A 23628-nucleotide genomic window follows, 5' to 3' on the forward strand; every position below is an offset into this window, starting at 1 on the left:
GATGAGCACGGTTGCCAAAGCCATTTCGCTGCTGGAGGTGCTGGGCAGCGGCGCGCCCGAGGCGGCGCTTGCCGACATTGCCAAGGTTGCGGGCTTCGACAAGGCGACGACGCGCCGGTTGCTGGTTTCGCTCATCGCGCAAGGTCTGATCGACCAGGACGAGACGACGCGCTTCTACCGGCTCGGCGCCGGCCTGACGCGGTTGGCGCTGATGCGCGAGGCGCAGTTTCCGTTCCTGCGCATGGCGGCGCCGGTGGTCGAGGCGCTGGCGGCGGAAACCGGCGAAACCGTGCATCTTTCCGAGTACTCAAAGCGTGGTCTGATCACCCTTCAAGTCATCGAATCAACCAAGGCCAACCGCGTCAGCGTGCARCCCGGCGATGTGCTGCCGATGCATGCGACGGCCTCCGGCATCGCCTTCCTGGCCTTTACCGAGGAGCGCATCCGCGAAGGCATTCTCGCAGGGCCGCTGTCGGCGTTCACGCCCCATACGATCGACAATGTGGAGACGCTCGTCGAGCATGTCGCCGCAGCCCGCGCCCGCGGCCATTCGACCGGCTCGCAAGGCTATGAGGAAGGCGTGCTCAGCGTGGCCTCCGCAATCCTCGGCGCCGATGGTTTCGCCATCGGCACCATCGCCATCGCCGCCCCCAGGGTGCGCATCCACAAAGGCGACATCGAGCGCCACGGCGCGAGCGTCGCCGCGGCGGCGCGCGAGATCGGCGAGCGGCTGTTCGGCCGCCTGCCTGGCCAGAAGCGGGCGTAACAGCCAACAAGAGACTGCAGGGAGATTGATGTGGAGGAGAAACGCCGAATCCTGGTTATCGGCACCGGCGACACCAAGGCCGACGAGCTTCTGTTCATGCGCGAGCGCATCGAGGCCGTCGGCGGCGTTGCCGTGATGATGGATGTCAGCGTGCTTGGCGATCCGCCCTACAGGCCAGAGCACGACCGGCATGCCGTGGCCAAGGCCGCCGATACGACGATCGAGGCGATCATCGCCAGCGGCGACGAGAATTCGGCGATGACCTTGATGGCGCTTGGTGCCTCGCGGCTCGCCCGCTCGCTGCACGACAAGGGCGAGATCGAGGGCTTCATCGCCTTGGGCGGCTCGATGGGCACCGACCTTGCGCTCGATGTGGCGCTGGCGCTGCCGCTCGGCGTGCCGAAATTCGTCGTCTCGACGATCGCATATTCGCACCTCGTGCCGCCGGAGCGCATCGCCACCGACCTGATGATGATCCTGTGGGCAGGCGGCCTCTATGGGCTCAACAGCGCCTGCAAGGCGGTGCTGTCGCAGGCTTGCGGCGCCGTGGTCGGCGCCGCGCGGGCTGTCGTCAAACCCGACGAATCCAGGCCATGCATCGGCATGAGCTCGCTGGGCAAAAGCTGCCTGCAATACATGGTGACCTTGAAGCCGGAGCTGGAAAAGCGCGGCTATGAGGTCATCGTCTTCCACACCACCGGCATGGGCGGACGGGCGCTGGAGGCGATCGCGGCGCAGAAAGGTTTTGTCGCCGTGCTCGACTTCAGCCTGCAGGAGCTCGCCAACCAGCTCACCGRCTCGGTGGTGAATTCGGGCGCCGACCGGCTGGAGAATGCCGGGCGGCAAGGCATCCCGCAGATCGTCGCGCCCGGCGCCATCGACATGGTGGATTTCCCGACCTGGCAGGCCGTGCCGTCGCGCTTCACCGAGCGGCCCTATCACGCGCATAACCGGCTGCTTGCCTCGGTCACCTCCGATGGCGCGACGCGCCAGGAGATCGCGCGCGCCATCGGCGAGAAGCTTGCCGCGGCGACCGGCCCGACCGCCTTCATCCTACCCGCCGGCGGCATCCAGCAATGGGATCAGAAGGGCGAACCGCTCTACGAACCCGACGCGCTCTCGGCCTTTATCGAAGAGATGCGGGCGAACGTGCCGGAGAATGCCGAGTTGCATGAGATCGCCGGCCACATCAATGACGCCGCCTTCAGCGCCAAGGCGCTGGAGATCTTCGACCGCTGGGTGGCCGAAGGCATCGTGCCTCCCGGCGTCACCGGTAGGCAGCCGGCATGAGCGGGGTGAGGCCGCAGGCGCTGGTGCTCGATTTCGGCGGCGTCGTCACCCGCACGCTGTTCGAGACGCATGCACTGACCGAGCAGGCGCTTGGCCTCGCGCCCGGCACGCTCGATTGGCGCGGGCCGTTCGACCCAGCCTCCGATGCGCTGTGGCGCTCGATGCAGGCCGACGAGATCAGCGAGCGCGACTATTGGAAAACGCGCACGCGCGAAGTCGGCCAATTGGTGGGCGAGGACTGGCAGGACATGTCGACCTTCGTGCAGCGGGCGCGCGGCGCCGATCCGCAGGCGGTGGTGCGGCCCGAGGCCGAGCGTGCGATCCGCATCGCACATGAAGCCGGTGTCCGCCTCGCCATCCTGTCGAATGAACTCGACCTGTTCTATGGCGCATCCTTCCGCGAGCGGCTGCCATTGCTTTCGCTGTTCGAGACGATCGTCGATGCGACCTATAGCAAAATCCTCAAGCCGGACGGCCGAGCCTATGCGATGGTCGGCGAGGCGCTCGAGCTGCCGCTTTCGGCCTGCGTCTTCGTCGACGACCAGAAGCGCAATGTCGACGGCGCGGTTGCCGCCGGCATGCTCACCGTTCACTTCGACGTCGCAGAGCCGGCGCGAAGCTATGCCGAGGCGCTCAGCCATTTCGGCCTTACGCTCTCCTGATTGGAAAACCGGAGTTCCTCCCGATGCGTGACATCAACTTCCTCACCGAGAACAACGCCAAGCCGATCTGGCATCCGATGGCGCATCCGGCCGAAATGCGGGCGAGCCCGCCGAAGATCATCATGAAGGGTGAAGGCGTTTCGGTCACCGACGCCGAGGGCCGCACCGTGCTCGACGCCGTCGGCGGCTTGTGGAACGTCAACCTCGGCTACAGCTGCGATCCGATCAAGAAGGCGATGACCGCGCAGCTCGATGCGCTCCCCTATTATTCCGGCTTTCGCGGCACCTCCACCGGACCGTCCATCGAGCTCGCTTACGAGCTGACGCAATGGTTTGCGCCGGAGGGCATGGTGCGCACCTTCTTCACCTCGGGGGGGTCGGATTCGGTCGAGACAGCGCTCAGGCTCGCCAGGCAATATTGGAAGATCCGCGGCCAGGGCGATCGAACGAAGTTCCTGGCGCTGAAGAAGGGGTATCACGGCACGCATTTCGGTGGCGCCTCGGTCAACGGCAATGCCAATTTCCGCCGCAACTACGAGCCGCTTTTGCCCGGCGTCTTCCACACGCCGGCACCTATGACCTATCGCAATCCGTTCGACGAGACCGACCCGGCGAAGCTAGCGAAGCTCTGCGCGCGGGCGATCGAGGAAGAAATCGCTTTCCAGGGCGCCGACACGATCGCCGCCTTCATCATGGAGCCGGTGCTCGGCGCCGGCGGCGTCATTGTCCCGCATGAGAGCTTCATGCCGATGGTGCGGGCGATCTGCGACCGTCACGACATCCTTTTGATCGCCGACGAGGTGGTGACCGGCTTCGGCCGGACCGGCGCCTGGGCCGGCTCGCGGCTCTCCGGCGTGAAGCCCGATTTCATGACCATCGCCAAGGCGATCACATCGGGTTATTTCCCTCTCGGGGCGACAATGATCGGCGCCAGGGTCGCCGATGTGTTCGAGGCCGACAAGACGAGCTTCGGCGCGATCGGCCACGGCTACACCTATTCCGGCCACCCCGTCGGCTGCGCGGCCGGTCTGGCGGCGCTCGCCGAGACGAAGCGGTTGGCCGTCAACGAAAATGCCGTCGCGCGCGGCGTTGAGCTTGGCAAGGCGCTGGAAGCGTTGAAGGCCAAGCACCAGCTTGTCGGCGATGTCCGCTACCAGGGCCTGATGGCCGCGCTCGAGCTGGTCTCGGACCGCGCAGCCAAGAAGCCGGCCGACAAGAAGACGATGGCCGCCGTCGCGGACGGCGCCTATGGCGCGGGCGTCATGCTGCGTGTCTCCGGCAACAACATCATCCTGTCGCCGCCGCTGGTCATCACGGCCGCCGATGTGGCGAAGATTGCCGAGGGGCTGGATGCGGGGTTAGCAGCTGCCGCGGCCTAGGGTTTCGCAGCAAGAGCTGGATGATGGCGGCTGAGGGCGCAAACACGCTGGTTTCAACCATAACGGTTGTGAAGACTGGGGATAAGGTTGTGGGTAACTCAACCGCAGCCGCAACATCTTGTGTTTTGGCACATTGACGCTACCATAAATAGTGGTTCGCAGCTTATGCGAATCGACTGACTATGGTATGCGTGACGTTGCGTAACAGTACAGCGATTCGAACGAGGGGACCAGACCCAGCAGGCATTCTAGCGACAAGTTCGCCGTCATATTGAGCCCAAGCCAAGGCCTTGAGCCTTTCCTTGGCTTCGGCGGCATCCTTCGCGACGATGTCAACCGTGTAGGTCTTATCCTGAAAGCGATAGCTGAACAGGTGAGTTGCGTATTTTTCAACTGTAGCCATACGAAAGGAGATCCAAGTTATGGCGACCAGCACCGGTTACTACGAAATCTACAAATCTGGGTATGAGTGGCGTTGGCGTTTCAAGTCAAACAACCATGAAATCATCGCCAGCGGTGAATCCTACTGGAACAAAGCCGATTGCCTGAACGCAATCGCGTTGGTGAAGGGCTCCAAGGACGCTCCCGTTTACGAGAGATAGTCAGAGCCCTTCACCTCTTCGCTTGGTAACTGGGACGGCTTCTGCCGTCCCTTTTTTTATTGAAGCAAAAGTGCGTATCAGAGTCGATTCGCCTTTTGGTCACAATGCTAGTAACAATGCTCTTACATTGCAAGAACATTGTGCCTGGACATGCCCGTCAAGCGTGAGACTAGTTCCGATTCTGTGCAGTTCTCGGTAACGATATCGAGGCAAGCGGCGGCGATGATTGACCAATTGATTGCCGTTGGATTGCACGGCACGACAAGGTCGGAAGTGACGAGAACACTAATCCACAGCCGCCTTGAGCAGCTTTTTATTGCGGGTGTCTTTGGAGCCGGCGCAGGGACCGAAGGCTAAATCGACCGCTGCCAGTACCGATCGCGCGCGCAGCCTCTATTCGAGGAGCTGAATGCGATTGGCGTTGACGATGACACCGGCCCTTACCCTACTGCCTAACCGCTCTTTTCGCCACATCRCCGGCGCCACCCCAACCGCCTGGCGAAAGAAGCGCGAAAAATAGGTCGGATCGTTGAAGCCGGTCTCGTAGGCGATGTCCTCGACCGTGCGGATGGTGAAGAGCAGAAGGCGCTTGGCTTCGACCAGGCGCCTTTCGCCGATCGCCTGACGCACGCCGGATCCCAGTACATGATGCGAAGCCTTGTCGAGCAGATGGCGTGTGGTGCCGAGTTCCTCGACATAGCGCTCGACCGGCCAGTCGTCGCGAAAATGGCGGTCGATCAGCCGTCTGAGCCGGCCGCCCAGAGCAACCGCCGCAGGCACGGTGACCGCATGTGATTGCGCATAGAGGCGGGCGATGTGCGACAGTGCCACCGCGACCAGCGGCGGCAGGATCTTTTCCGCGCCGGCTTGCGCCTCGACATATTCGGCCTGGATCATGCCGATTGTCTCGCTGAGCCTTTGCCAGAGCACCGCCTCTCCCTGACCGGTGACAAAGACCGGCTGGTCGAGCGCCAACGCCGAATGCTCGGCGATCGCCGCGAGGGCCTCATCGGCGATCGAGACGACGGTCGCGTCGGTGCCCGGCTCGATGTCGAACCCATGCACGACGCCGCTCGGCATGAAGCTTACTGTCGGTGCCGAAAAACTCCAGGTCCTGTCCTCGATCCGGTAGATGCCCTGGCCACTCGTCCAGAAGGTGATCTGCGCCATTTGCGGGTGTTTGTGCGCCAGGACCTGGCCGCGATGCACCGAAGCGCGGGCCTGCACGGTCTCGACATGCAGGAAGCCGACGTCGAGCACCCGCGCCGGCTCGCCGTAGACGAAGAATTCCGGGATAGCGGTCTGGCTCATGAGACGCCCGAAAAAGTCCAAGCGGTTTTGCGCTTTCGTCCATAAACCATTGCGCTGTCCGCGGCTACTCTCAAGAGATCAAGGGAGGATCATGATGCGATCGGAAGATTTCCGGGCCGACAAATCGCGGCCGTTTACGGGCGCCGAATATCTGGCCAGCCTGCGCGACGGGCGCGAGGTCTATATCAATGGCGAGCGGGTGGCCGACGTCACCACCCATCCGGCGATGCGCAATTCGGCGCGGTCGCTGGCGCGCCTCTACGACGCGCTGCATGATCCCAACCAGCAGCCTGTGCTGACCTCGCCCACCGACACCGGCTCGGGCGGCTACACCCACAAATATTTCCGTGTCGCCCATTCTCCCGCCGAGCTCGCCGCGCAGCAGGGCGCGATCGCACATTGGGCGCGCATGACCTATGGTTGGATGGGCCGCACCGCCGACTACAAGGCGGCGCTGATGAACACGCTCGGCGCTAATGCCGAATGGTACGGCCCGTTCAAGGACAATGCGCGCGCCTGGCATAAACGCGCCCAGGAAGCGGTCCTGTTCATGAACCACGCCATCGTCAATCCGCCGATCGACCGCCATAAGCCGGCCGAGCAGGTGAAGGACGTGTTCGTGCACATCACCAAGGAAAACGATGCCGGCATCTGGGTGTCGGGCGCCAAAGTTGTGGCGACGTCTTCGGCGCTCACCCACTATAATTTCCTGGCGCAGAGCTCGGCGACGGTGACGGAGGATCCGTCGCTGTCGGTGATGTTCATCGTGCCGATGAACGCGCCGGGCATAAAGATGTTCTGCCGCGTCTCCTACGAGCAGACGGCCAACAGCGTCGGCCACCCCTTCGACTATCCGCTGTCGTCGCGCTTCGACGAGAACGACGCGATCCTGGTGCTCGACAACGTGTTCATTCCCTGGGAGGACGTGCTGGTGCTGCGCGATGCGCAGAAGATCCTGTCGTTCCACCCGGCGTCGGGCTTCATGCATGGCTATTGCTTCCAGGGCTGCACGCGTTTTGCCGTGAAGCTCGACTTCCTCGCCGGACTGCTTGCCAAGGCGCTGCGGGCCACGGGCGGCGACGCCTTCCGCGGGAACCAGGCGGCGCTCGGCGAAGTGATCGCGCTGCGCCACATGTTCTGGAGCTTTTCCAATGCGATGGYGCACAATCCGATACCGTGGGCGAATGGCGCGGTGYTGCCAAATCTCGAGGCCGCGCTTGCCTACCGCACCTTCATGTCGGAAGCCTATCCGCGCGTCATCGACACGGTGCGCCGGGTAATCGCCTCCGGCCTCATCTATCTGCCGTCCTCGGCGCGCGATTTCGACAATCCGGAGATCGACCGCTATCTCGCTCAATATGTGCGCGGTTCCAACGACATGGGCCATGTCGAGCGCATCAAGATCATGAAATTGCTTTGGGACGCGACCGGCACCGAATTCGGCGGCCGCCACGCGCTCTACGAGCTCAACTATGCCGGCGCGCCGGAAGAGGTGCGGCTGCAGGTGCTGAAGGGCGCCGAGCGCGGCGGCCGGCTGAAGCAGATGGAGGAACTGGTCGACCAATGCATGGCCGACTATGACGAAAAAGGCTGGACCGGCGACACCTGGCTGCCGCCGCTTGCCGCGCAGGCCAACTGAGCGAAGCCCGCCATGGAAGCGGCCATGACAACACAAGTCGCGAGGCTGGAATTCCGCGAGGCCATGGCGCGGGTCTGCGCGCCGGTCAACATCGTCACCACCGACGGCCCGGCGGGGCGCGGCGGCTTTACCGCCACCGCCATGTGCAGCGTCTCCGACGACCCGCCGACGCTGCTGGTGTGCATGAACGAGCGTTCGGCGCAGACCGGCATGTTCCTCGCCAACCAACGCTTCTGCGTCAATGTGCTGACCCAGTCGCATATGCATCTGGCGGCGAAATTCGCGGGCGCAATCCGCGACATGACCGAACGCTACCAAGCCGCGCGCTGGCAGACCATGCCGTCCGGCATGCCGGCGCTGCTTGACGCCATCGTCAGCTTCGATTGCGAGATCGGCGCGGTCAACAAGGTCGGCACGCATAATGTGATGTTCGGCCGCGTCGTCGACATCCGCCACGGCAGCGACGAGGCGGCGCTGCTCTATGTCGGACGCAACTACATGCAGCCAAGCGCGCTGGGGAGTTTTGGCGGATAGGCTTCTCAGCCCTCCACCGTCTCCGACTGGATCAGGCTTTCCAGCATGTCGAGCAGGCGCTCATGCTCTTCGGCGCCATAGCGCTTTTCGATGGCGTCGTAGATGGCGATACGTTCGGGCGCCAGTTCCTCGATCAGCGCTACGCCGGCCGGGCTGATGGCGAGCAAGGCGCGGCGGCCGTCGTCCTTGACCTTGTTGCGGGTGATGAAGCCACGCTCCTCCAGCGCCTTGATGATCCGGGTGAGACTGGGCGGCAGGATCGAGGCGCGGTTGGCGAGCTCGGTTGCCTCCAGGGGGCCGGTTTCGGCAAGAACGCGCAGCACACGCCACTGCTGCTCAGTGATGTCGTGGCGGGCAAGCATCGGCCGGAAGTGCGCCATGATCACTTCGCGGGCGCGAAGCAGTGCCATGGGCAAGGAGCGGCGAGTGCTGGGCGGTAGCAAGGTCAGGTCTCCAATTCAATTTCCGCTGGCGACTCGGAGCGAAATTCGACGGCTATCGAGTTATATCCGCGATTTTGCCGAGACCGGCAATCCTGCGTCCCAAGCCGCCACGGCGCATCGACAACGACGCTTGACATTCCGCCGTCAAGATGTAATTCACATGTTAATTACAAGAACCGGCGCTGCCGGCGGAGGAATCCTTGCCCCATATGGCGATCGAATATTCGGCGAATCTCGATGCGAAGGTCGATATGGGTGAGCTCTGTGCGCTGGTCTCGCGCACCATCCTCGAAACAGGCTTGTTCGAGTCCGGCGCCGTGCGGGTACGGGCCTTCCGGGCCGAAGCCTATGCGATCGCCGACCGGCTTCCCGAGAACSGCTTCATCGACATGAATTTCCGCATCGGCAAGGGCCGTAGCGCGGCGGAAAAGAAGAGCGCCGGCGAGGCGATCTTCGCGGCGGTCACCGACCATCTTTCCTCGCTGTTTTCCACGCCGCATTTCGCGCTGTCGCTGGAGATCCGCGAGATAGACGCCGAGCTCAGCTGGAAGAAGAACGCCATCCATCCGCGACTGCGCGGCAAATGAGCGGCGGCAAGCAAGCAACAGGAAGAACCCATGGCGGCACTGGACGATAATCTGAGGAAGGCCGAGGCCTATCTCGAACGCTTCCGCAAGGACGGCGTGCTCAACCAGATCGGCGGCGAAGCGGTGCCCTCGGCCGACGGCTCGACCTTCGAGACGCTTTCGCCGGTCGACCTCAAGCCGATCGCGACGGTGGCACGCGGCAAGGCGGCCGATATCGACCGCGCGGCCAAAGCGGCCAAGGCCGCCTTCAAGGATTGGGCGGCGGTCTCTGGCGACGCGCGCAAGAAGCTGCTGCATAAAATAGCCGACGCCATCGTCGCGCGGGCGGAAGAAATCGCCTTCGTCGAATGCATGGATACCGGCCAGTCGCTGAAGTTCATGGCCAAGGCGGCACTGCGCGGCGCCGAGAACTTCCGCTTCTATGCCGACCGCGCCCCGGAGGCGCGTGACGGCCGCTCGCTCCGGGCGCCGGGCCAGCTCAACATGACGACGCGCGTGCCGATCGGCCCGGTCGGCGTGATCACGCCGTGGAACACGCCCTTCATGCTGTCGACCTGGAAGATCGCGCCGGCCTTGGCCGCCGGCTGCACGGTGGTGCACAAGCCGGCGGAGTTGTCGCCGCTGACCGCCCGGCTGCTGGTCGAGATCGCCGAGGAAGCCGGCCTGCCCAAGGGCGTCTGGAATCTCGTCAACGGTTTCGGCGAGGATGCCGGCCGGGCGTTGACCGAACATCCCGACATCAAGGCGATCGGCTTCGTCGGCGAAAGCCGCACCGGATCGATGATCATGAAACAGGGCGCTGAAACACTGAAGCGCGTGCATTTCGAGCTCGGCGGCAAGAACCCGGTCATCGTCTTCGCCGATGCCGACCTGGAGCGCGCGGCGGACGCCGCCGTCTTCATGATCTATTCGCTGAACGGCGAGCGCTGCACCTCATCGTCGCGCCTGCTGGTCGAGGCATCCGTGCATGACAAGTTCACCGACCTGGTGGCGGAGAAGGCGAAGCGCATCAAGATCGGCCATCCGCTCGATCCTGAAACCGTGGTCGGTCCGCTCATCCATCCGGTGCATGAGGAGAAGGTGCTCTCCTATATCGAGATCGGCAGATCGGAAGGCGCGGTGGTCGCCGCCGGCGGCGGCAAGTTCGCCGGACCGGGCGGCGGCTGCTATGTCAGCCCGACGCTGTTCGTCGGCGCCACCAACAAGATGCGCGTCGCCCAGGAAGAAATCTTCGGGCCGGTGCTGACGGCGATCCCGTTCAAGGACGAAGCCGAGGCGCTGGCTCTCGCCAACGACACGCAATACGGCCTCACCGGCTATCTGTGGACCTCCGATGTCACCCGCGCGCTGCGCTTCACCGATGCGCTCGACGCCGGCATGATCTGGGTGAATTCGGAGAATGTGCGGCACCTGCCAACGCCGTTCGGCGGGGTGAAGAGCTCGGGCATAGGCCGCGACGGCGGCGACTGGTCGTTCGACTTCTACATGGAAACCAAGAACATCGCGTTCGCCACGGCGCCGCATTCGATCCAGAAGCTCGGCGGCTGAGCGGAGACACCAATGGCCCTGCCCCAACCCAACCTCTACCCTGCCTTCAACATCGTGCGGCTCAGCCATGTCGAGCTTGCCGTCACCGACCTTGCCAAGTCACGCGCCTTCTATGTCGACACGCTCGGCCTGCAGGTGACCGACGAGACGAGCGGCGCCATCTATCTGCGCGCCATGGAGGAACGCGGCCATCACTGCATCGTGCTGCGCAAGGCGGCGACGCCGGAAGCGCGCGAACTCGGCTTCAAGGTTTTCTCCGACGAGGACCTCGACAAGGCCGAGCACTTCTTCAAGGGCAAAGGTTTACCGGTGGAGTGGGTGGAGCGGCCCTACCAGTCGCGCACCTTCCGCACCCGCGATCCGCACGGCATCCCGCTCGAATTCTATTCGAAGATGGAGCGGCTGCCGCCGATCCATCAAAAATACGTGCTCTATCGTGGCGTGAAACCGCTGCGCATCGACCACTTCAACTGCTTCTCGCCGAATGTCGATGAATCAGTGGCCTTCTACAATGAGCTCGGCTTCCGCGTGACCGAGTACACGCAGGACGAAGAGACCGGGAAGCTGTGGGCGGCCTGGACGCACCGCAAGGGTGGCGTGCACGACATCGCCTTCACCAACGGCTTCGGCCCGCGGCTGCACCATGTCGCCTTCTGGGTGCCGACGCCGCTCAACATCATCGACCTGCTCGACCTGATGGCGACCACCGGCTACGTCGGCAATATCGAGCGCGGCCCTGGACGGCACGGCATCTCCAACGCCTTCTTCCTCTACATCCGCGATCCCGACAACCACCGCATCGAGATCTATTGCTCGGACTACCAGACGGTCGACCCGGACCTGGAGCCGATCAAGTGGGATCTCAAGGATCCGCAGCGCCAGACGCTGTGGGGCGCGCCGGCGCCGCGAAGCTGGTTCGAGGAAGGCAGCGTGTTCGCGGGTGTGGAACCGCGCAAGGCCGACCTGGCGGCCTCGCCGATCGTGGCGCCGTAAGGGGGCATCGGCATGAGCATGGCGCGCCTCGCCACCTTCACCGTCGGCGGCAAGACGCGCTACGGCGCGATCACCGACAAGGGCGTCGTCGATCTCTCGACGCGCCATCCCGAATGGCCGACGCTGCGCGAGGTGATCGAGGCCGGTGCGCTCGTGAGACTCGCCGAGGAGGCCGACGGCCTCGCGGCCGATTTCCGGGTCGAGGACATAGCCTACGAGATTCCGGTCCCCTCCCCCGAAAAGATCATCTGCGTCGGCGTCAACTATCCGGACCGCAACGAGGAATACAAGGATGGCCAGGCGGCGCCTTCCAACCCGTCGCTGTTCATCCGCTTTCCGCGCTCCTTCGTCGGCCATGATGCGCCGCTGGTGCGGCCGCCGGAATCGTCTCAGCTCGACTATGAGGGCGAGATCGTCATCGTCATCGGCAAGGGCGGACGACGGATCGCCGAGACCGATGCGCTCGGCCATATCGCGGCGCTTTCGCTCTGCAATGAAGGCACGATCCGCGACTGGGTGCGCCACGCCAAGTTCAACGTCACCCAAGGCAAGAATTTCGACCGCACAGGCTCGATCGGGCCATGGCTCGTGCCGTTCACCGACGAGGCGCAGATCGCGGACATTGCGCTCACCACGCGCGTCAACGGTGAAATCCGCCAGCAGGATCGCACGGGCCGCATGATCTTTTCCTTCCGCAAGATCATCACCTACATCTCGACCTTCACGACACTGGCGCCAGGCGACGTCTTCGTCACCGGCACGCCGACGGGCGCCGGCGCCCGCTTCGACCCGCCGGTCTGGCTGAGGCCGGGCGACGTGATCGAGGTCGAGGCCGAAGGCATTGGACTCCTGCGCAACGGCGTCGTCGACGAAGAGGCCGGCCGATGATGACCGAAAGCCAAGTCGAGGACGCCGCCCGCCGGCTGTTCGAAGCCGAGCGCGACCGTCGTCAGATCGGGCTGCTCAGCCTCGAATTTCCGCAAGCGACGATGGACGATGCCTACCGCGTGCAGGCGGCGTTGGTGAAAAGGAAGGCCGCTTCGGGATTGACGATCAAGGGCTGGAAGATCGGCCTGACCTCGAAGGCGATGCAGTCGGCGCTCAGCATCGACATTCCGGATTCCGGCATCCTGTTCGACGATATGTTCTTCGCGGACGGCGGCACGGTGCCGGCCGATCGTTTCATCCAGCCGCGCATCGAGGCCGAGATCGCCTTCGTCATGAAGGCGCCTTTGGCCGGCCCGGACATTTCGATCGACGATGTGYTCGACGCCACCGACCACATCACCCCGGCGCTCGAAATCCTCGACACCCGCATCGAGCGGATGAACAAGGAGACCGGCAAGATCCGCACCTTCTTCGATACGATCTCGGACAATGCGGCCAATGCCGGCATCGTCGTCGGCGGCCGCGTGACCGGCCCGCGCGAGGCGGATCTGCGCTGGATCGGCGCGATCGTCTCGCGCAACGGCGAGGTCGAGGAAACGGGCCTGGGCGCCGGCGTGCTCGATCATCCCGCCAAGGGCATCGTCTGGCTCGCCACCCGGCTGCATCAATACGGCATGCGGATCGAGGCCGGGCAGGTCGTGCTGTCGGGCTCATTCATCCGGCCTGTCGAATGCCGGCACGGCGACGAGATCGTCTCGGATTTCGGCCGCTACGGAACCATCCGCATAAGCTTCGCCTGATCGGCCTAAAGCGCGTCGCGATCGTTCAGATTCGCTCCATGCGCTTCAGGCTTTTGATTTTGCGCATATCTTTATCCCGAAACCGGTTCCCACTTTCGGGAGACATGCTTCATTCCAGCACGGATAAGAAAAAGGCCGGGCGCGAAAGCGGCCCGGCCAAGAATGAAGGTCATAACCTTCAGAGGGGAACATCGCCCGGCGCAATGGGAGGAAAACACCGAGCGATGCCATCTATTTGGGGCCTGAACGGTGTATTTTCCACGAACAGAATTCCAAAAAAAATCGAAATCGCGAAAAAATCTCGCTCACTCATCGGAAACCGTCAGCCTGCGGCCGATACTTTTTCCAGCAGGTCGGCATAGTGACGCCGCGCCACGTCGGGATGCGACCTCAGCCGGCCTTTCAGCACATTGGTCCCGACATTGCGGAAGAGCGGATTGTCGGGGTCGCTGGCCGGGCCGCGCGCCTCGGTCGCCAGTTCCTCGGGCAGATCGAGCAGCGGGATGGTGGCATCGAGCCGGGCGCTGAAGAAGAACGGCACCGAAATCCGTTCGACGCCGGCCGGCGGCGTGACAACGCGGTGCACTGTAGCTCTGAGGTAGCCGTTCGAGGCGAGCTCGAGCAGCTCGCCGATGTTGACGACCAGCGTTTGCGGGATCGGATCGACGTCGACCCAGCTGCCGTCATATTCGACCTGCAGGCCCTTGTTCTCGTCCTGGAGCAGGAGCGTGAGGAAGCCGCCATCCTTGTGCGCGCCCACGCCCTGGTCGTCGCCGGTGGCGTCGCGGCCGGGATAGCGCACGATCTTCATGCGGTGGTTCGGTTCGCCGTGATAGATCGGATCGAAGGCGTCCTCCGGCTGGTCGAGCGACAGCGCGAAGGCCTTAAGCAGCCGGATCGCCACATCGGTCGCCTTGGCCTGCCAGGCAAGCAGCGCCGGCTTCAGATCAGGGAGCGCGGCAGGCCACTGGTTCGGGCCCTGCAGCCGCGTCCAGGCCGGCACCCCCGGCCTTTGCGCAATGGTCGCGCGTTCGACGCCGATGTCGAGCTGCTCTCGCCAGTCTGCCTTGCCCCTGGTCAGCTCGCCGCCGGCGCGCGTATAGCCACGGAATTGCGGCGACTTCACCATCTCGATGCCGAGCTTGTCGGCTTCCGGCAAAGCGAAGAAGCGGCGCGCCGCGCCCAGCACCGCGTCGATCTCTGGCTGGGTGATGCCGTGACCGCTCAGATAGAAGAAACCGACATCGCGGGCGGCGGTGCGCAGATCGAACAAGAATGTCCGCAGTTCCGATGCGCCCTGCTCCAGGCGGTCGAGATCGAGAACGGGAATTATTCTAGGCATTGACAGGCTCCTCTTGGCGAGACTCGCGGCCCCACCTCACGATGACATGGGCGTCATTGCGGATGAAGAAACGTACCAACCAATCTCATTGCAAACGGAGGAAGCTCGCGCTCAATTCCCATCGGTCGCGGCAAAATTGCGTTCGTTCCTCCCGCCCGCGTCCTCATCCGCGGTGATCCAGCCGCGCCACCAGCTTGTCGCCGATCCACTGGATGCCGCAGACGAGCACAATGAGCACGACGACGACGGCAACCATCACGCTGGTCTCGAAACGCTGATAGCCATAGCGGATGGCGAGGTCGCCGAGCCCGCCGGCGCCGATGGCGCCGGCCATGGCCGAAGCGCCGACCAGCGTCACCAGCGTCACCGTGAAGCCGGCGACGATGCCCGGCAGCGCTTCCGGCACCAGCACCTCGCGAATGATCGTCCAGCGGTTGCCGCCCATGGCGCGCGCCGCCTCGATCAGCCCGTGGTCGACCTCGCGCAGCGACACTTCGGCGATGCGGGCGTAGTAGGGCGTGGCGGCGATCGACAGCGGCACGATCGCCGCCCAGGTGCCGATCGAGGTGCCGACGATCAGCCGCGTCACCGGGATCAGCGCCACCAGCAAAATGATGAAAGGAACCGAACGGAAGCCGTTGATGATGGCGCCGAGAATGCGGTTGACCCAAAGGCTCTCCGCGATGCCGCCGCGATCGGTGGCGACCAGGGCAAGGCCGAGCGGCAGGCCGAAGACCAGCGAGATCAGACCGGACGCCCCGGTCATCAGCACCGTTTCCCAGATCGAGCGGATGAGGAGTTCAAACAGGACCGGCGACATGGCCAAGCACCTTTACCCGCGCGTCGCGCTCCTTGAGGAATGTCGTCACTTGCGCAAGATGCGCGGCTTCAGCGCCGGCAACGGCCAGGAACAGCGTGCCGACGGGCTGGCCCTGGACATGGTCGACGCCGCCATGCACCAGGCGGAATTGGCCCGGCACCGCCGCGGCAAGATCAGAAAGCAAAGCCCCGCGCGCGGCCTCGCCGGCGACATCGATCCTAAGGATCGTTTCCGCGCCTTCGCCCGGAACCAGCCGGCTGGCGATCTCTGGCGGCAATTGCGGCCGGATGCCGCCGAGCAGGCTGCGGGTGATCTCCGATTTCGGATCAGCGAAGACCTGCCACACGGCGCCTTCCTCGACGATCCGGCCGGCGTCGATCACCGCCACGCGATCCGCGATCGAACGGATCACCTCCATCTCATGCGTGATCAGCAGGATGGTGAGCCCGAGCCTGGAATTGATATCCTTGAGCAGCGCCAGGATCGAGCGCGTCGTCTCCGGATCGAGCGCCGAGGTGGCCTCGTCCGACAAGAGCAGCGCCGGTCGGGCGGCAAGCGCCCTGGCGATGCCGACGCGCTGCTTCTGCCCGCCCGACAGCGAGGCCGGATAGGCCCTGGCCTTCTCGGACAGGCCGACGAGTTGCAGAAGCTCGGCCGCTCGCGCCATGCGCTCGGCGCGCGGCCGCCCTTCGATCTTGAGCGGCAGCGCGACATTCTCCTCGACCGTCTTCGCCGACAGAAGATTGAAATGCTGGAACACCATGCCGATGCGACGGCGCAGCGGCTGCAGCTCGCGCTCGCCCAGACGGCTGATCTCGCGGCCCTCGATGAAGACCTCGCCGGAATCGGGGCGCTCCAGCCCGTTCAGGCAGCGGATCAGCGTCGACTTGCCGGCGCCGCTGCGTCCGATGATGCCGAGGATCTCGCCCTTCTTCACCGTGAGCGAGACACCGTCGAGGGCAGCCGTCGCGCCGAAGCGGCGCTTCAGGCCGACGAGGCGGACAACGTCTTCAAGCCCGGCCGGCTGGACGCGGACGGGATCGGCGACACCGGCCGAGACATGCTGGTTCATCTCTGTTTCCGTCTCAGTCCGAAAATACGATGGCGGCCCGCTCAGAGGCGGACCGCCTGTTGCTGCCAGCCAGGCGCCGATCAATAGGCGCTGATCCCGGTGCCTTTGTAGACCTTGTCGAACTCGGCCTTGACCGCCTCATTCTGATAGGAGGCGACCAGCGTCTTCACCCACGGCTCGTTCTCGGCTCCGGCCTTGACCGCGATGAAGTTGCGGTAGGGATTATCCGCCACCGGTTCCTGCGCGATGCGGTTTTCGGGGCCGAGGCCGCTCTTCAGCGCCCAGTCGGTGTTGACGACGGCGGCGTCGAGATCGTCGACCGAGCGACCGACGATGCCGGCGTCGAGCTCCTTGATCTCGAGCTTCTTGGGGTTCTCCGCAATGTCGGCGGTCGTCGCCAGGATACCGGTGCCGTCCTTGAGCTTGATCAGGCCTTCATGGTCCAGGACATGCAGCGCGCGGCCCTCGTTGGACGGATCGTTCGGCACACCGATGACGGCTCCTTCCGGCAATTCGGCGACCTTGGCGTGCTTCTTCGAATAGAGGCCGATCGGCCAGACGGCCGTGTAGCCGACCGGCACGATGTGGTAGCCTTGCGTTTTGATCTGGTTGTCGAGATAGGGCTTATGCTGGAAAGCGTTGGCGTCGATCTCACCGCGCTCCAGCGCCTCGTTGGGCTGGGTGTAGTCGTTGAAGACGACGGTCTCAATCGTCAGTCCTTTCTTGGCCGCCTCGGCGGTGACGACGCGCCAGACATCCTCATCCTCGCCGCTGATGATGCCGACCTTGATCGACTTCTTGTCCTCGGCGAAGGACGGCGACGGCGCAGCAAGGCCGATGACGGCCAATGTCGTGGCGAGAAGCGCCGCCAATCCGGCGCGTCTGGTGATTGACGTAACGAGAGATTTTGAAGCGTTGCCACTTTCGGACATGATGCGTTCCTTGCGATCCTGAAATCTTTTTGGCCTGGCGGGATGCGAAGCCTTGATATCAGCATCGCCAATGCTGCCCGGCTGGGCAAAGAAGCGCTTTTCCTCTCAGACGGGAGGCGGAAAATATTCTCTCAAAGATTTTGTGACTTGGAGAACACCGGCTGCTCGCAAGCCGGCTTTGATCTGGAAGCGGTGACGAGCGGTTCAGCGTTTCATGGAATCGCCAAACCGCTCCAATTTCTTGTTTTCACGCAATTCCGGACGGAAAACCGCTACGCACTTTTCCTGGATTGCTCTAGGAGGCCCGCTGCGTGGYGCGCCAGCTCGATCGGCCATTCGCGCGCAAGCGGGGCACCTTCGGCAGGCCCCGCGCTTCCTGAACGCCGAAGCCCAATCGTGTCAGGCTGGCTCGCGCCAGTGCCGCATTGCTGTCGATGACGATCAATCCGTTCGTGTCGCCGAGGCTGGCCGCCACCACCGACAATTCGGTGCAGCCGAGAAGTGCTGCATCGGCGCCGGCCAGCTGCGCGAGATGAAGCGCGCGTTCGGTCTCGGCCGCGGCTTGCGCGATCGACCCGGCCTTGACGAGCATGATCGCGCTGTCGACGCGCTCCTGAAACTCGGCATCCAGCGGGAGGCAGAGGTCGAACCCCGCCGCCGATATCCTGTGCTGGTAGAAGCCGGAAACCAGCGTGCCCCGGGTTGCGAGGTTCGCAACCCGGCCCCGGTCCAGGCCGCGGCGGATCTCCGCCACCACCGCGTCGCCGATGTGGATGATCTCGGCTCGCGAGTTCGCCGCCAGCTTGTCGTACCAATGATGGGCGGTGTTGCAGGGCATGGCGATGCACGCAACGCCGAGCGCATTGAGCGTCGAAACCGCGGCCGTCAGCGGGGCCAGAGGCCCGTCATGGCCGGCCAGGATCGCCTCGGTCCTGTCGGGCAGTTGCGGCACGCTGAGGATGACGCAAGGCACATGCTCGTTGTCGCGCAGCGCTTCGGTCATCCGGGTGAGCTTGAAGTAGAAATCGGCCGATGCCAGCGGCCCGAGACCACCGATGATGCCGAGCTGGGGACGGATGGCTTCGTCGATCATCGAGCGGGCTCGGCTTCGAGCTCTTGCGCGATGGTTTCAGTGCCCTGCGCCGCCTCCCGATGGCTGGGCGCGATCATTGCCGTGCTTGCGGCCACGGTGGAGACGCTGGACAGCGTCATCAGCGTGTCCACGGCCGCGTCCACCGCGACAAACAGGGCGAACGCCGCCTCGAAGGGAAGCTTCAGATAACCGCAAACAATAGACATCTGCGACAGGATCAGCAGGCTGCCCATGCCGCCTGTCGTTAGCGCTAGAAGCGCGGAGGCGACGCCGACAAGCAAGAGGTCCGGGATCGCCAACTGATGGCCGTAGAGCTGGGCGATGAACAGCGTGCCCGAGATGTAGACCAGCGCCGGACCGGTTCGCAGCAGCGCCGCCTGCAACGGCACGAGCAGCTCGACCACCACAAGGTTGAAGCGTAGCCGTTCGCTCAAAAGGTTGATGACCCAGGGGAGCGAGGCGACTGTGGAGCGCGTCGTGATGGCCACCATCAGAAGCGGCTGAAGGGTCTTGATCGTGGCCCAGTAGCTTCGCCGCGAGCGTATGGCGATGACGGCAAAGGCGCCGGCGAGGAATGTCAGGCAGGACAGGCCCATCACCAGCAGGTAACCGCCCATCAGCATCAGCGGCTTGGTGCCGGTCGACGCGGTCTGGTCGGCGATCAGGATGAAGGTTGCGAAGGGCAGTCCCCAGACGAACCAGTTGGTCAGCACCGTGCAGGCCCGGTACACCGCGTTGAGCGCCTGCGACAGGCTGAGCGACGAGGGCTGCGGGATTTTCCCCATCGCCAGCCCGAAAAGCAGGCAGAACAACAGCACCTGGATGGTCTGGCCCGAGGCCAGCGCGTTGAAGACGTTGTTGGGCACCAGATCCATGAAGATCGAATGCCCGCCGTTCGGATCCCCGGTCGACGGCGGCGGCTGGAAGGGAAATGCGAGATCGGTGGAGACGCTGCCCTGGGAGTTGATGAACTCGCCGAGCTCGATGCGCGACTGCGGGTTTTCGATCTGGCCAGGCTTGAGGATCAGCGAATAGGTGCCGCTCACCAGCACGGCGAGGAACGACACGACCAGCACGGCGATGCCGACCTTGCCGAGGTAGCGGACCGATTTCGGGTCCTGGACCATAGCCGTGATCGAGAAGATGACGGACGAGACGAGATAGGGCAGGACGACCATCTTGAGGAAATTCAGGTAGACCTGCGCCAAAGGGCTGATCGCATGGGCGAATGCCGGGTAGTAGAGTCCGCACAGGATCCCGGCCAGGATCATGATGATCGTCGTCAATGGCGAGCGCAGGATGCGCTTTGCCGCCAAGCGCCAATCGAAGGGCATGGGTGCGGCTGCATCCGAGACGGCCATTGTCAGGCTTTGCTCCCCTGGCGATAGCGGGCGATGATCTCGTCGGTGTTGAGGACCTGCTGGCCTCGCGCGAGATCGAGATAGAGATCGACAAAGGCCGCCAGATGCGGATTGGCCGGACTGACGCCGACCGCGATCGTGTCGACCTTGTCGGTCAGCGTGATCGAGCGCGCGACCACCGTCATCGACGGATCGTCGACCATCAGCTTCTTGATCTCGAAATCATCGCGATAGGCGAGGTCGATCGTGCCGTTGCGGATCGCATCGATGACCGTGTTCCAGCCCGCGAACCGCTGGATCGTGGCGTGCGGGAAAGTGACCGCCGCATAGGTGGCGAAGGACGAGCCTTCGATCACGCCGAGATCGCCGGAGAAGTCGCGGATGATCTGTTCAGGCGGCTTGCCTTGCGTGATGCGCGCCAGGTTCACGCGATTGGCGAGCAGGCCCTGGTGCAGCATGGCGTAAGGCCGCGAATAGAGGATCGAACGGCCGCGCTGGAGGGTGCGGCTCAGCTTGCCGATCGCCAGGTCCGCCTCACCGGAGGTCAGCCTTTGCACCATGGCGTCGAAGGTCACCGCAGACCGGTCGAACACCGGTTCGACGCCAAGCTCCGTGGCTAAGCCGCGCGCAAGATCCATATCGATGCCACCGGCTCCGGAGCCGTCGGCCGGAAAGAACGGATCCGAAGCGAAGGCCGGCATGGCGATGCGCAGCCTGTTGTCGCCGACGATGGGTCTTGGAGCGTCCTGCGCCCGGGCCGGCGTGGCCGCGGCTTGGGCCTGCGCGATCAGCAGCCCTCCGCCTCCGGCTGCAAACAGCGTGCGACGTGTAAGCGGCATGCCCATTCTCAATTCGTGCAGGAGAGCCGGACAACAATTCTGACCAATTCGCAGTATGCACGCCGAAGTTAAGTAAAGGTATCTTTTATTTTGTGCTTTTTTACATTGCAGATCGCTAAAATGGCACCACGGCATATGCAGACCTTCTAAAACAAAGAGTCCGCGGCCGGGTGCGTTATTGTGCAGTTCGTGCGACGGATCGTCAGAACGTCTCGACCCAGGGCCTCAGCTCGACCTCGAAGCTCCAGGCGCTGCGATGCTGGCGATGGACGGCGAGATAGGTCTCGGCGATCGCGTCGGGCGAGAGGCGACGATCCGGACGGTCGGGCTCGGGCGCCTGTCCGGTCGGCTCGATCTGGCCGTCGATGATGAAATGCGCGACATGAATGTTCTTCGGGCTAAGCTCGCGCGCCATCGATTGCGCCAGCCCGCGCAGGCCGAATTTCGGCATAGCGAAACCGGCCGAGCCGGGGAAGCCCTTGAGGCTTGCCGTGGCGCCGGTGAACAGGATCGAGCCGGAGCCGCGCGCAAGAAGCCGGCGCGCCGCCAGCTGGCCGACCAGGAACCCGCCATAGGCACCGACAAGCAGYGCCTGCTTGACCGCCTCCGGATCGAGCTCGGCGATCGGGCCGCGCGTGCGGCCGCTGGCGTTGAAGACGGCGATTTCGAGGGGGCCAGCCTTATCGGCCGCCTCGAACAGCCGCTCGACGGAAGCCGGGTCCGACACGTCGGTTTCCACGGCCACCGCGCCCGTTTCCTTCAGCAGCGCGGCAAGCTTGTCGACATTGCGCGCGGCGAGAACGACGCGGAAACCTTCCTTGGCGAGAAGCCGCGCCAGCGAGGCGCTTAAGCCTGAGCCGGCGCCCGCGATCACTGCAACATTGGCTGCCATGGCCTTTCCTCCGGATAGCTCGATATCGGATCCGCAGGCTCGCGCCTTCGGCGGCAAGAGGCAAGAACGTGGTTGCTCGATTTTCGTCCTTTGGCGCAAAAGGCGGCCGGCATAGAGCGGTTCGCCGTTTCACGGAAGCGGCGAACCGCTCTATCTTCTTGTTTTCACGCAATTCCGGACGGAAAACCGCTCACACTTTTCCTGGAATTGCTCTAGGCGCGGTGAAAGACTTGCCTGCCGCGCCGATCCGTCCGACACGTGGTTGGACGACGATTCGGGGACAAGATCATGGAACCAATCTGGGCCGTCGGCCTGATGACCGGCACGGTGCTCGACGGCAATATCGACGTGGCGCTGATCAAGACGGACGGCGAGCGCATCGCCGACACCGGCACGTATACGCTGGCCCCCTACCCGCGATCGATCCGCGCCCTGCTCGAAGAGACGCTGCGCCAGGCGCGCGCCTGGAATTTCGAGGGACCGGAGCCGGCGATCTTCCGCGAGGCGGAGGAGGCGCTGACGCGGGCGCAATCGGCGGCGGTCAAGGATCTGGTCGAGAGCCAAGGCATGAGCATGGCCGATATCGGCATCGTCGGCTTCCACGGCCAGACGGTGCTCCACCGCGCGCCGCAGCCGGGACGCATCGGCCGCACCCGCCAGCTTGGTGACGGCGAACTGATGGCCTCGCTGCTCGGCACCAAGGTCGCCTATGATTTCCGCTCGGCCGATGTCGCGGCTGGCGGGCAAGGCGCGCCTTTGGCGGCCGCCTATCATGCGGCGCTGCTCAAGGCGGCCGATGTCAGCGGCGATACCGCCGTGCTCAATCTCGGCGGCGTCGGCAACATCACCTGGTGGGACGGCAAGGGCGATATCGTCGCCTTCGACACCGGGCCGGCCAATGCGCCGGTCAATGATTTCATCAAGGCGAAGGGCCTCGGCGAGATGGACCGCGACGGCAGGCTGGCGGCCGCCGGCAAGGTCGACGAAGAACGGCTCGTCAGGCTCTTGCAGCATCCGTACCTGACGAAGCCTTATCCGAAATCGCTCGACCGCTTCGACTTCACCGCGGCGATGGCCGAAGGACTCGGACCCGAAGACGGCGCGGCGACGCTGACAGCCTTCACCGTGTCGGCCGTCGGCAAGGCGCTCGACCTGTTGCCGCGCCGGCCGAAGCGGCTGGCGGTCAGCGGCGGCGGCCGCCACAATCCGACGATGATGGCGATGCTCGAAAGCCGCGCCGGCGTCGAGGTGGTGCAGGCCGAGACGCTTGGATGGAAGGGCGACGCGGTGGAAGCGGAATGTTTTGCTTTCCTCGCCGTGCGCGTGCTGCGCGGCCTGCCGATCAGCTTTCCGAGCACCACGGGCGCGCCTGAGCCGCTACGCGGCGGAAAGCTGGCTGGCTGATCAGGGCTACAATTTCTTCTGCAGGAAGATGCGGCTGCGGCCGACCGGGAAATCCGGCAATTCGCCGAACGGCCTGTAGCCCTGGCGCTCGTAAACCTTCTCGGCGGTCGGACTGAAAGTGTCGATCCAGGCGCCATGGCAGCCGCGTTCGATGGCCTCCCGTTCGGCGGCGTCGAGCATGCCGGCGGCTGTGCGCCGGCCGCGCAGCCTTTCGTCGACCCACAGCCACTGCACGTAGAGCCAGCCCCAGGCGGTATAGCCGGAAATGCCGGCAACGACGGCGCCACGCTCGTCGCGCACGAAAACCGCCAGCGGTTTTCGGCCCGACGCGCCGACATCGGCATCGTTGAAGGCGGTGAGGCTCCCGCTCAGGAAAGCGAGGTCCTGCGGCAAGGGCTCGGCGGTGATCTCGAGGCTCGTCTTCATCGCGC

The 23628-nt window shown here is 64.3% G+C and carries 25 protein-coding genes; 13 read left to right on the plus strand and 12 right to left on the minus strand.

From position 1 onward, the window contains the following. Position 1: 1 nt before the first annotated feature. The 4 genes from LCM4577_RS26475 to LCM4577_RS26490 are packed head-to-tail and all read left to right on the plus strand — an operon-like array spanning position 2 to position 4097. Positions 2-766 carry an IclR family transcriptional regulator gene (locus LCM4577_RS26475; protein WP_071035361.1) on the plus strand — a complete coding sequence of 255 codons (765 nt, stop codon included), beginning with the start codon at positions 2-4 and terminating at the stop codon, positions 764-766. 30 nt (positions 767-796) lie between these two features. Then, the gene (locus LCM4577_RS26480; protein WP_083354862.1) at positions 797-2056 is read left to right on the plus strand and encodes a Tm-1-like ATP-binding domain-containing protein; all 1260 of its coding nucleotides are present in this window, start codon (positions 797-799) and stop codon (positions 2054-2056) included. Beyond that, positions 2053-2718 carry an HAD-IA family hydrolase gene (locus LCM4577_RS26485; RefSeq protein ID WP_071035359.1) on the plus strand — a complete coding sequence of 222 codons (666 nt, stop codon included), beginning with the start codon at positions 2053-2055 and terminating at the stop codon, positions 2716-2718. Before LCM4577_RS26480 ends, LCM4577_RS26485 begins: the two co-directional genes overlap by 4 nt. Positions 2719-2741: 23 nt before the next feature. Next, a complete protein-coding gene (locus LCM4577_RS26490) occupies positions 2742-4097 on the plus strand; it encodes an aminotransferase class III-fold pyridoxal phosphate-dependent enzyme (RefSeq protein WP_071074120.1) in 1356 nt (451 codons plus the stop codon). Positions 4098-4260: 163 nt separating this feature from the next. Here LCM4577_RS26490 and LCM4577_RS26495 read toward each other — a convergent pair whose 3' ends face one another. Then, positions 4261-4500, minus strand: coding sequence for a hypothetical protein (locus LCM4577_RS26495; protein WP_071035869.1), 240 nt, complete (start codon positions 4498-4500; stop codon positions 4261-4263). A gap of 19 nt (positions 4501-4519) precedes the next feature. Here LCM4577_RS26495 and LCM4577_RS26500 point away from each other — a divergent pair, with 19 nt between their 5' ends. Next, the gene (locus LCM4577_RS26500) at positions 4520-4699 is read left to right on the plus strand and encodes a DUF1508 domain-containing protein (protein WP_071074121.1); all 180 of its coding nucleotides are present in this window, start codon (positions 4520-4522) and stop codon (positions 4697-4699) included. 393 nt (positions 4700-5092) lie between these two features. Here LCM4577_RS26500 and LCM4577_RS26505 read toward each other — a convergent pair whose 3' ends face one another. Continuing rightward, entirely contained in the window at positions 5093-6010 is a 918-nt protein-coding gene (locus LCM4577_RS26505; RefSeq protein ID WP_071074176.1) for a helix-turn-helix domain-containing protein, read from the minus strand. A gap of 94 nt (positions 6011-6104) precedes the next feature. On the opposite strand from LCM4577_RS26505, the gene LCM4577_RS26510 reads away from it, so the two are divergent. Both LCM4577_RS26510 and LCM4577_RS26515 read left to right on the plus strand, forming a co-directional pair. After that, positions 6105-7649: a 4-hydroxyphenylacetate 3-hydroxylase N-terminal domain-containing protein gene (locus tag LCM4577_RS26510; RefSeq protein WP_071074177.1), complete on the plus strand. Its 1545-nt coding sequence runs from the start codon at positions 6105-6107 to the stop codon at positions 7647-7649. A gap of 24 nt (positions 7650-7673) precedes the next feature. Next, on the plus strand, positions 7674-8183 hold the full coding sequence (locus LCM4577_RS26515; protein WP_040980261.1) for a flavin reductase: 510 nt from the start codon (positions 7674-7676) through the stop codon (positions 8181-8183). A 5-nt stretch (positions 8184-8188) separates the two neighbouring features. On the opposite strand, the gene hpaR is transcribed toward LCM4577_RS26515, so the two are convergent. Beyond that, positions 8189-8593, minus strand: a complete 405-nt coding sequence (gene hpaR / locus LCM4577_RS26520) for a homoprotocatechuate degradation operon regulator HpaR (protein WP_244508438.1) — start codon at positions 8591-8593, stop codon at positions 8189-8191. A 233-nt stretch (positions 8594-8826) separates the two neighbouring features. Here hpaR and LCM4577_RS26525 point away from each other — a divergent pair, with 233 nt between their 5' ends. Genes LCM4577_RS26525 through hpaH form a run of 5 tightly spaced genes read left to right on the plus strand, consistent with a single transcriptional unit; the run spans position 8827 to position 13442 of the window. Continuing rightward, positions 8827-9213 carry a 5-carboxymethyl-2-hydroxymuconate Delta-isomerase gene (locus tag LCM4577_RS26525; RefSeq protein ID WP_071074123.1) on the plus strand — a complete coding sequence of 129 codons (387 nt, stop codon included), beginning with the start codon at positions 8827-8829 and terminating at the stop codon, positions 9211-9213. A 30-nt stretch (positions 9214-9243) separates the two neighbouring features. Further along, the gene (hpaE, locus tag LCM4577_RS26530) at positions 9244-10761 is read left to right on the plus strand and encodes a 5-carboxymethyl-2-hydroxymuconate semialdehyde dehydrogenase (RefSeq protein ID WP_071074124.1); all 1518 of its coding nucleotides are present in this window, start codon (positions 9244-9246) and stop codon (positions 10759-10761) included. 12 nt (positions 10762-10773) lie between these two features. Continuing rightward, complete coding sequence (hpaD, locus tag LCM4577_RS26535; RefSeq protein ID WP_071074125.1) at positions 10774-11754, plus strand: 3,4-dihydroxyphenylacetate 2,3-dioxygenase; 981 nt, start codon at positions 10774-10776, stop codon at positions 11752-11754. A gap of 12 nt (positions 11755-11766) precedes the next feature. Continuing rightward, a complete protein-coding gene (locus LCM4577_RS26540) occupies positions 11767-12642 on the plus strand; it encodes a fumarylacetoacetate hydrolase family protein (protein ID WP_071035351.1) in 876 nt (291 codons plus the stop codon). Then, positions 12639-13442: a 2-oxo-hept-4-ene-1,7-dioate hydratase gene (hpaH, locus tag LCM4577_RS26545; RefSeq protein WP_071074126.1), complete on the plus strand. Its 804-nt coding sequence runs from the start codon at positions 12639-12641 to the stop codon at positions 13440-13442. Before LCM4577_RS26540 ends, hpaH begins: the two co-directional genes overlap by 4 nt. A gap of 322 nt (positions 13443-13764) precedes the next feature. Here hpaH and LCM4577_RS26550 read toward each other — a convergent pair whose 3' ends face one another. From LCM4577_RS26550 to LCM4577_RS26585, 8 genes are all read right to left on the minus strand, one after another. Further along, positions 13765-14784, minus strand: a complete 1020-nt coding sequence (locus LCM4577_RS26550; protein ID WP_071074127.1) for an isopenicillin N synthase family oxygenase — start codon at positions 14782-14784, stop codon at positions 13765-13767. A 163-nt stretch (positions 14785-14947) separates the two neighbouring features. Beyond that, positions 14948-15604 (minus strand): methionine ABC transporter permease, encoded by a 657-nt coding sequence (locus LCM4577_RS26555; protein WP_071074128.1) that lies wholly within the window; start codon positions 15602-15604, stop codon positions 14948-14950. Then, complete coding sequence (locus LCM4577_RS26560) at positions 15585-16676, minus strand: methionine ABC transporter ATP-binding protein (protein ID WP_071074129.1); 1092 nt, start codon at positions 16674-16676, stop codon at positions 15585-15587. Before LCM4577_RS26560 ends, LCM4577_RS26555 begins: the two co-directional genes overlap by 20 nt. A gap of 80 nt (positions 16677-16756) precedes the next feature. Beyond that, positions 16757-17608: a MetQ/NlpA family lipoprotein gene (locus LCM4577_RS26565; protein WP_071074130.1), complete on the minus strand. Its 852-nt coding sequence runs from the start codon at positions 17606-17608 to the stop codon at positions 16757-16759. 295 nt (positions 17609-17903) lie between these two features. Then, positions 17904-18701: an aspartate/glutamate racemase family protein gene (locus tag LCM4577_RS26570; RefSeq protein ID WP_071074131.1), complete on the minus strand. Its 798-nt coding sequence runs from the start codon at positions 18699-18701 to the stop codon at positions 17904-17906. Further along, positions 18698-20062 carry a dicarboxylate/amino acid:cation symporter gene (locus LCM4577_RS26575; RefSeq protein ID WP_071074132.1) on the minus strand — a complete coding sequence of 455 codons (1365 nt, stop codon included), beginning with the start codon at positions 20060-20062 and terminating at the stop codon, positions 18698-18700. Before LCM4577_RS26575 ends, LCM4577_RS26570 begins: the two co-directional genes overlap by 4 nt. 2 nt (positions 20063-20064) lie before the next feature. Next, positions 20065-20901, minus strand: a complete 837-nt coding sequence (locus LCM4577_RS26580; protein WP_071074133.1) for an ABC transporter substrate-binding protein — start codon at positions 20899-20901, stop codon at positions 20065-20067. A gap of 202 nt (positions 20902-21103) precedes the next feature. Further along, positions 21104-21793 carry an SDR family NAD(P)-dependent oxidoreductase gene (locus tag LCM4577_RS26585; RefSeq protein ID WP_071035344.1) on the minus strand — a complete coding sequence of 230 codons (690 nt, stop codon included), beginning with the start codon at positions 21791-21793 and terminating at the stop codon, positions 21104-21106. A 288-nt stretch (positions 21794-22081) separates the two neighbouring features. Between LCM4577_RS26585 and LCM4577_RS26590 the strand changes: the two genes are divergently transcribed. Next, positions 22082-23197, plus strand: coding sequence for an anhydro-N-acetylmuramic acid kinase (locus LCM4577_RS26590; protein ID WP_071074134.1), 1116 nt, complete (start codon positions 22082-22084; stop codon positions 23195-23197). Between the two features lie 6 nt (positions 23198-23203). On the opposite strand, the gene LCM4577_RS26595 is transcribed toward LCM4577_RS26590, so the two are convergent. Next, entirely contained in the window at positions 23204-23623 is a 420-nt protein-coding gene (locus LCM4577_RS26595; RefSeq protein WP_071035342.1) for an N-acetyltransferase, read from the minus strand. Positions 23624-23628 lie beyond the last annotated feature (5 nt).

It is taken from the genome of Mesorhizobium sp. LCM 4577 (genome assembly GCF_001854795.2).
In the GTDB taxonomy this organism is placed as follows: Bacteria; Pseudomonadota; Alphaproteobacteria; order Rhizobiales; family Rhizobiaceae; genus Mesorhizobium; species Mesorhizobium plurifarium.